The organism is Burkholderia sp. E168m23 (assembly GCF_016586125.1).
Lineage (GTDB): Bacteria > Pseudomonadota > Gammaproteobacteria > Burkholderiales > Burkholderiaceae > Burkholderia > Burkholderia orbicola.
In genome coordinates, this window is the sequence record NZ_BCPP01000362.1 from 1 (window position 1) to 6,379 (window position 6,379).

The 6,379-nt window shown below is 67.5% G+C and carries 7 protein-coding genes and 1 pseudogene; 2 read left to right on the forward strand and 6 right to left on the reverse strand.

Annotated features, from left to right (window positions below; all coding sequences use genetic code 11):
* Window positions 1-159 precede the first annotated feature (159 nt).
* A pseudogene (locus JMF90_RS18985) lies at window positions 160-714 on the forward strand (amidohydrolase family protein); the annotation flags it as partial.
* A 131-nt stretch (window positions 715-845) separates the two neighbouring features.
* Here JMF90_RS18985 and JMF90_RS18990 read toward each other — a convergent pair.
* The gene (locus JMF90_RS18990; RefSeq protein ID WP_006478550.1) at window positions 846-1,775 is read right to left on the reverse strand and encodes a LysR substrate-binding domain-containing protein; all 930 of its coding nucleotides are present in this window, start codon (window positions 1,773-1,775) and stop codon (window positions 846-848) included.
* A gap of 221 nt (window positions 1,776-1,996) precedes the next feature.
* The gene (locus JMF90_RS18995) at window positions 1,997-2,206 is read right to left on the reverse strand and encodes a dodecin (RefSeq protein ID WP_006478551.1); all 210 of its coding nucleotides are present in this window, start codon (window positions 2,204-2,206) and stop codon (window positions 1,997-1,999) included.
* 167 nt (window positions 2,207-2,373) lie between these two features.
* On the opposite strand from JMF90_RS18995, the gene JMF90_RS19000 reads away from it, so the two are divergent.
* A complete protein-coding gene (locus JMF90_RS19000; RefSeq protein WP_201316967.1) occupies window positions 2,374-3,267 on the forward strand; it encodes an NAD(P)-dependent oxidoreductase in 894 nt (297 codons plus the stop codon).
* Between the two features lie 66 nt (window positions 3,268-3,333).
* On the opposite strand, the gene JMF90_RS19005 is transcribed toward JMF90_RS19000, so the two are convergent.
* The 4 genes from JMF90_RS19005 to JMF90_RS19020 all read right to left on the reverse strand — a co-directional run.
* Window positions 3,334-3,780: a hypothetical protein gene (locus JMF90_RS19005; protein WP_006488003.1), complete on the reverse strand. Its 447-nt coding sequence runs from the start codon at window positions 3,778-3,780 to the stop codon at window positions 3,334-3,336.
* Window positions 3,781-4,113: 333 nt separating this feature from the next.
* Window positions 4,114-4,545 (reverse strand): large conductance mechanosensitive channel protein MscL, encoded by a 432-nt coding sequence (gene mscL / locus JMF90_RS19010; RefSeq protein WP_006478553.1) that lies wholly within the window; start codon window positions 4,543-4,545, stop codon window positions 4,114-4,116.
* 236 nt (window positions 4,546-4,781) lie between these two features.
* Window positions 4,782-5,963, reverse strand: a complete 1,182-nt coding sequence (locus JMF90_RS19015) for a tetratricopeptide repeat protein (protein ID WP_011549590.1) — start codon at window positions 5,961-5,963, stop codon at window positions 4,782-4,784.
* Window positions 5,964-6,051: 88 nt separating this feature from the next.
* On the reverse strand, window positions 6,052-6,379 hold a 328-nt coding region (locus JMF90_RS19020), incomplete at its 5' end, for a PspA/IM30 family protein (RefSeq protein ID WP_201325316.1).

Consider the following 6,379-nt stretch of genomic DNA (forward strand, 5'->3'; position numbering starts at 1 on the left):
CGATGCGCTGACCAACTATCAGCCGAAGGTGCCGCTGCGTGTGTTTACCGCCGATCACGTGCTGATCGGCGAGTTCGGCGAGGAGCGCCGCAGCCTCGTGCGCTTCCAGGACATTCGTAATAACTTCGTATAGCATACATTATACGAAGTTATACGACGCACTGCGTGCAGCTCGACGATGCGGGCATCGGCCTGTTTGCACGCACCGGCACGGGCGTCGCGCATTGCCCGTGCTCGAACATGCGCTTGGCGTCCGGTATCGCGCCGGTGAAGAAGATGCGGCTCGCGGGCGTGCCGGTCGGGCTGGGTGTCGACGGTTCCGCGTCGAACGACGGCGCGCAGATGGTGGCCGAGGTACGCCAGGCGCTGCTGCTGCAGCGGGTCGGCTTCGGGCCCGACGCGATGACCGCGCGCGAAGCGCTCGAGATCGCGACGCTCGGCGGCGCGAAGGTGCTGAACCGCGACGACATCGGCGCGCTGAAGCCCGGCATGGCCGCGGATTTCGCCGCGTTCGACCTGCGTCAGCCGCTGTTCGCGGGCGCGCTGCACGATCCGGTCGCGGCGCTCGTGTTCTGCGCACCGTCGCAGACGGCGTACACGGTGGTGAACGGGAAGGTGGTGGTGCGGGCAGGGCGGCTCGCGACGCTCGATCTGCCGCCGGTGATCGAGCGTCACAACGCGCTGGCGCAGGCGCTCGTGGAAGCGTCGCGCTGACGCGTCGGCGGGGAGGTCGCGCAGCACGTTGCGCAGCGGGGGCGCGGCCATTGTGGCCACCACCCGTCGTGCAACGCGTCGTGGTCACGCGTAACTGAGCGAACGGCGCACGCGTGGTGCGCCGTATGCGCTTACGCCTCGATCAACGTGCGGGTGGCTTCGGCGACGAGGCTGCGCAGCCAGCGCACTTCGTCGGAGTAATGGCAGCGTTCGTGCCACAGCTGGTAGTACTGCATCGGCGGGAAGTCGAGCGGCGCCGGCACGACGGACAGCGGCAGGAACTTCGCATAGTGATCGGCGAACAGCCGCGTGGTCGTGAAGATCAGGTCCGACTTCACGAGCACGTACGGTGCGAGGTTGAAGTACGGCAGCGTGACGACCACGTGGCGCTTGAGCCGTTCGCGCGCGAGATGCACGTCGATCGCGCCGCGCTGGCCGACCGAGTACGGCGTCGGCGCGAGATGCGGCGCGTTCAGGTACTGGTCGAGCGTGAGCCCGCCGCGTTTCGCGAACGGGTGCGTGTTGCTCATCAGGCAGACGATTTCATCGACGAACAGGTTCGACAGGTGCAACTGCTCGGGCGGCTCGGGCCAGTTGCCGACGACGATGTCGAGCTTGCCGTCTTCCAGCGCGAGCTCGTAGTCGAATGCGGGGCCGAGCGAATGAAACTCTAGCGTTGCGTTCGGCGCGGCCAGGCGAAAGCGCTCGACGACGGTCGGCACGAACAGTACGTTCAGGTAGTCGGGGCAGCCGATCCGGTAGCAGCGGATCGACGTGGCCGGGTCGAAGTTGTGCTGCTGGAACTTGATGCGCTCGATTTCGCGCAGCGCGTTCTGCACGGGCTCGAGCAGGCGCAGCCCGTATTCGGTCGGCACCATGCCGGATTTGCCGCGCACCAGCAGCGGATCGCCGGTGATGTCGCGCAGGCGCCGCAGCGCGGCGCTGATCGCCGGTTGCGACTGGTTCAGTTTGACGGCCGCGCGCGTCACGCTGCGCTCCATCAACAAGGTGTGCAAGACGCGCAAGAGGTACGTGTCGATCGCCTCGCGTTGCTGACTCATGTTATCTCCGGTTTATATGGCTGGGCTGATCGAGGGGTGGGGTGGGTATATCGTTTTTAATATGAACGAAAATCAGCGTCAAGAGATGGATACCCGCAGGCACGCGCCGGCCGGGCTGCGACAGGGGCCTGAACGGGGTGGAGTGCGGAAGCGCGCGGCGCCGCGCGGACACGCAGGGCGCGCATCCGGATCGCGGCGCGGCGGGTGAGGCGGCGAGCGCGTCAGTCGTCGATGCGCATGCCGACCTTCAGCGTGACCTGCCAGTGCACGACCTGATCGCCTTCGATGTGGCCGCGCGTTTCGGTCACCTGGAACCAGTGCAGGTTGTGCAGCGTCTTGCCGGCTTTCGAGATCGCGTTGCGAATCGCGTCGTCGCTCGATTGCCGCGACGAACCGGTCAGTTCGATCAACTTGTACACGTGGTCGCTCATGATGCCTCCCTGGGATATCGGTCTGTATTGCCGGTGCAAGCCGCGGTCCCGAAGCGGTCCCGCTACGGTCCCGCTACGGTCCCGCTACGGCGCCGTGCGTGCCCGGCTTCTTGAGTGATAGGTATGATGGGCGGCAAGTGCAACCCATATCGGAGACGAGGAACATCGTGGAAGTCGGATTTTGCGGACCGGGATTGATGGGCGCGCCGATGATTCGGCATTTGCTGGCGGCCGGGCATCGCGTCAGCGTATGGAATCGCTCACGCGACAAGGCCGAGGCGCTGGTGAAGGACGGCGCGCAGGTGGTCGGCACGCCGCGCGAGCTGGCCGAGCGCGTCGAGACGGTGTTCGTGTGCGTGCTCGACGGTCGTGCGGTCGGCGACGTCGTGTTTGGCGAGCACGGGCTGCTTTCCGGGGACGCGAGCGCGCGCTGCCTGCAGCGCATCGTCGATCATTCGAGCATTCCGCCTGCCGCCACGCGCGATTACGCGGCGCGCGCGGCCGCGCTCGGGGTCGGCTGGGTCGATGCGCCGGTGTCCGGCGGCGTGCCGGGCGCGCAGGCCGGCACGCTCGCGGTGATGGCCGGCGGCCGCGCGGCCGATCTCGACGCGGTGCGCCCGCTGATCGACACGTATGCGTCGCGCATCACGCACATGGGCGACGCGGGCGCGGGCCAGACGGCGAAGCTGTGCAACCAGGCGATCGTCACCGCGACGGTGACCGCGATCGCCGAGGCGGTCGGGCTGGCACAGGCGAGCGGCATCGACGCCGCGCGCCTGGCCGAGGCGCTCGCCGGCGGCTGGGCCGATTCGGTGCTGCTGCAGACGTTCGTGCCGCGCATGACGTCGGGCGGCCATCCACCGATCGGCGCGCTGAGTACATTTCAGAAGGATGTCGATGCCGTTGCCGACGCCGCGCGCGACACGGGCGCGGTGATGCCCGTGTCGGCCACCGTGCAGCAGGTGCTGAGGCTGGGTGCCGCGCAGGGGCTCGCCGGCGCCGATTTCGCCGCGTTCATCGACATCGTGCGGCCGAACAACGGCCGTCAGCAGGTGTCGTGACGGGCAAGCGGGGCGTGTGAATGGCAGATGGGCCGCGCGGAGGCGGCCCATCGAATGACTGGCGGATCAGCCGAGCGAGCGGGGTGTCGTGTCGCCCGCGTTCTGGCGGCCGAGGCCGCCGCGCAGGCTCGCCTTCGTGCCTGCACCAAACTCGGGCAGGATGCGCGCACGCGCACGGCTGGCGAAGACGAGGAAGCCGAAGCCGTTCGCTTCGTACCAGTATCCGCCGTTCTCGAGGCCGTCGAGCGGCTGCTCGAGCGCGTTGGCGATCGATTCGATGCAGCGCTTGCGCAGCTCGGCGATGGCCGGATACGGCGGCTGCGCGCCGCGCACGCTGCACAGGAGCACGTCGAGGCCGGGCAGCACGTGCGCATAGAGGACGGGTTCGTCCTGCGCGCGGGCGCGGGCAATCTTGGTGTCGAGCTGGGCAAACGGTTTCGAGTGGCGCAAGACCGCGAGGAACGACTCCTGGCCATCCTGCGGCGCACGCCGACGTTTTTTCGGGAAGGACATAAACACTCGCCTCAAAAACAATTGCAAGAAATGCGGCACTTTCATGCGACCCACTCCCGGCTATGTACGCCGCATGTCGATCCTTTATAGCACACGAAAATGCTGCATTCGTGCAGTACGACGATCAATGTCTCCCGTCGACCTGCTCGCCATGATCGACACAGCCAGCGTCTTGGCGCCCGTACTGTCGTTTAGTCTCCATCATAGACCTGCTTTTCCCGCGCGTGCATTCGCTCGTCACAAAAAAGTGAGATACGCCGCATGCGGCGGTGCATCGCGCGCGCAATAAAAAGGCCCGCACGGGGCGGGCCTGGCGGGCGGCGCGTGAGGCGCTCAGCGCTGCTTGAGCGAATCGCGGATCTCGCGCAGCAGCACGACGTCTTCCGGCGTCGCGGCCGGCGCGGCTTCTTCCGGCTTGCGCAGTTTGTTGATGAATTTCACCATCAGGAAAATGATGAACGCAAGGATCACGAAATTGATCGCCACCGTGATGAACGAGCCGTAGCCGAATGCGGCGACGCCCGCGGCCTGCAGGTCCTTGAACGAATCGGGATTACCCTTGAACGACGGGGGGATGGTGCCGAGCAGAACGAACTTGTTCGAGAAATCCAGACCGCCGGTCAGCACACCGATGACCGGCATGATGAGGTCCTTCACGACCGAGTCGACGATCTTCGAGAACGCGCCGCCGATGATCACGCCGACGGCGAGATCCATCACGTTGCCCTTGACGGCGAACTCCTTGAATTCCTTGATGATGCTCATGAGCGGCTTTCTCCTGGTTGGGGCGAGGGAGGCGTGCCGCGACGCGCAGGATTGCTTTGCGTCGAATGAGGTCGGTGGCACGCCGATGGCCGCATGATAGCGAACGTGCCCCATTGCCGGTAGTCCATCTTGAAATGATTGACAAATCCGCGCGTCGGGCGCGGCCGGTCATGCAGGCGGGCGTGGCGGGGGAGGCCGGGCGTCGACGCGCACGTCGACGTCCGGTGTGCGGGGGCTCAGGTGTTGTCGTCGGTCCAGCCGTCGTCGTTGCTGCCGAGATCCATCCCGCCGCCGCCGCTGCCGTCGCTCCAGTTGGAATCGTCGCCGCGGCCGAGATCGAAGCCCGGGTCGGCTTCCTGCCTGCGGTGGTCGCCGTCGACGATCACGTCGCGTTCGACCACGCGTTCGCGGCCGCCCGACATCGCTTCGCCGAGCAACACGCCGGTCAGGAGCCCGCCCATGCCGCCGCCGAAACCGCCGCCTTGCTGGATCACGACGGGCGGCTGCTGTTGCGGATAGGGCTGTTGCGGCGGGTAGGGCTGTTGCTGATACGGCTGGCCTTGCGCGCCCGTCATGCGATCGGCTTCCTGCGCGTACACGGAGCCGCTGCCGTTCGCCGGCGCCGCGGGCTGCGCGGCCGGGTCGGGGCGGCCTTCGACGCGCGCCTTCACGCTGGCGTGGCGCTGTTCGAGCTCGTCGACGCGATACGGCGGCACCGGATTCTTGCCGTTCGACAGCGTCTCGACGAGCGTGCGGGCGTCGTTCTCGATCGCTTCGAGTTCGCCGGTCAGCGCCGCGGCGCCGGGCGCCGTCGACAGCTTCGCATCGAGCTTGAGCGGCCGGATGTCGTTCAGCACGTCGGTCGCACGCTTGAGCTGCGTGCGGCGCTCGTCGTCGGCGCGGCCGTTGTCGGCCGTGGTGCGCGCGCGCCGCAGTGTCCAGCGCAGCACCAGCGCGATCACGGCGACGATCAGCCCGAGGCCGATCCACATGCCGGTCGACGGACCGTGCTTCTCGGCCGGCGCGACGGCGGGGGCGAGCCCCGGCTGCAGCGTGCCGGCCTGCGTGGCCGACGGCGGGTTGCCGCTCACGCGCGCGGCGTCGGCGCGAATGCGCGACTCCGTTTGCGCGAAGCGCGACGCGTCGGTGAACTTCAGTTGCGGATCGAGCGATTTGGCGCGCTGCAGTTGCGCGAGCGCGTCGGACGCGCGGCCCTCGCGGTCCAGCACCTGCGCATACAGGTAGCGCGCGTGCGCGTTGTTCGGATGGGCATCGATGACTTGCGACAGCTGCGTGTCGGCTTGCTGCCAGTTACGCTGCGCGATCGATTGCTCGACCTGCTGCAGCGACGGGACCGCAAACGCGGCGGACGACAACAACATCAGCGAGAGGCCGAGTGCGGCGAGAGATTTCTTCATGGTCGAACCGGGCGCACGCGCCCGTCTCCTGACGATCGGTTCGCGCCGCGCGCCCGGGCCGGGGCGCGGCGCGGTGGCCCGCGGCGGGTTACTGCGCGGGCGTATCGAGCTGCTTCTTCAGTGCGGCGAGGCGATCTTCCACCGACGGGCCCTTGTTCAGCGCGGCGAGCTTGTCGTCGAGCGCCTTGCCGCTCGACGTGTCGGCCGAATTGAGGCGTGCGTCCGAGCGTGCGTTCTGCAGCGCGACCTTGTCCTCGAGCTTCTGGAAATCCTCGGACAGGTTCTTGCCGCCGATGCCGCCCAGCGCGCTGGCTGCGACGTCCTTCGCCTGCGCGATTTCCTGCTTCGCCTGCAGGATGTTCGAGCGTGCGTTCAGATCGTTGCGGCGCTGGCGCATGTCGGCGATCTGCCCCTTC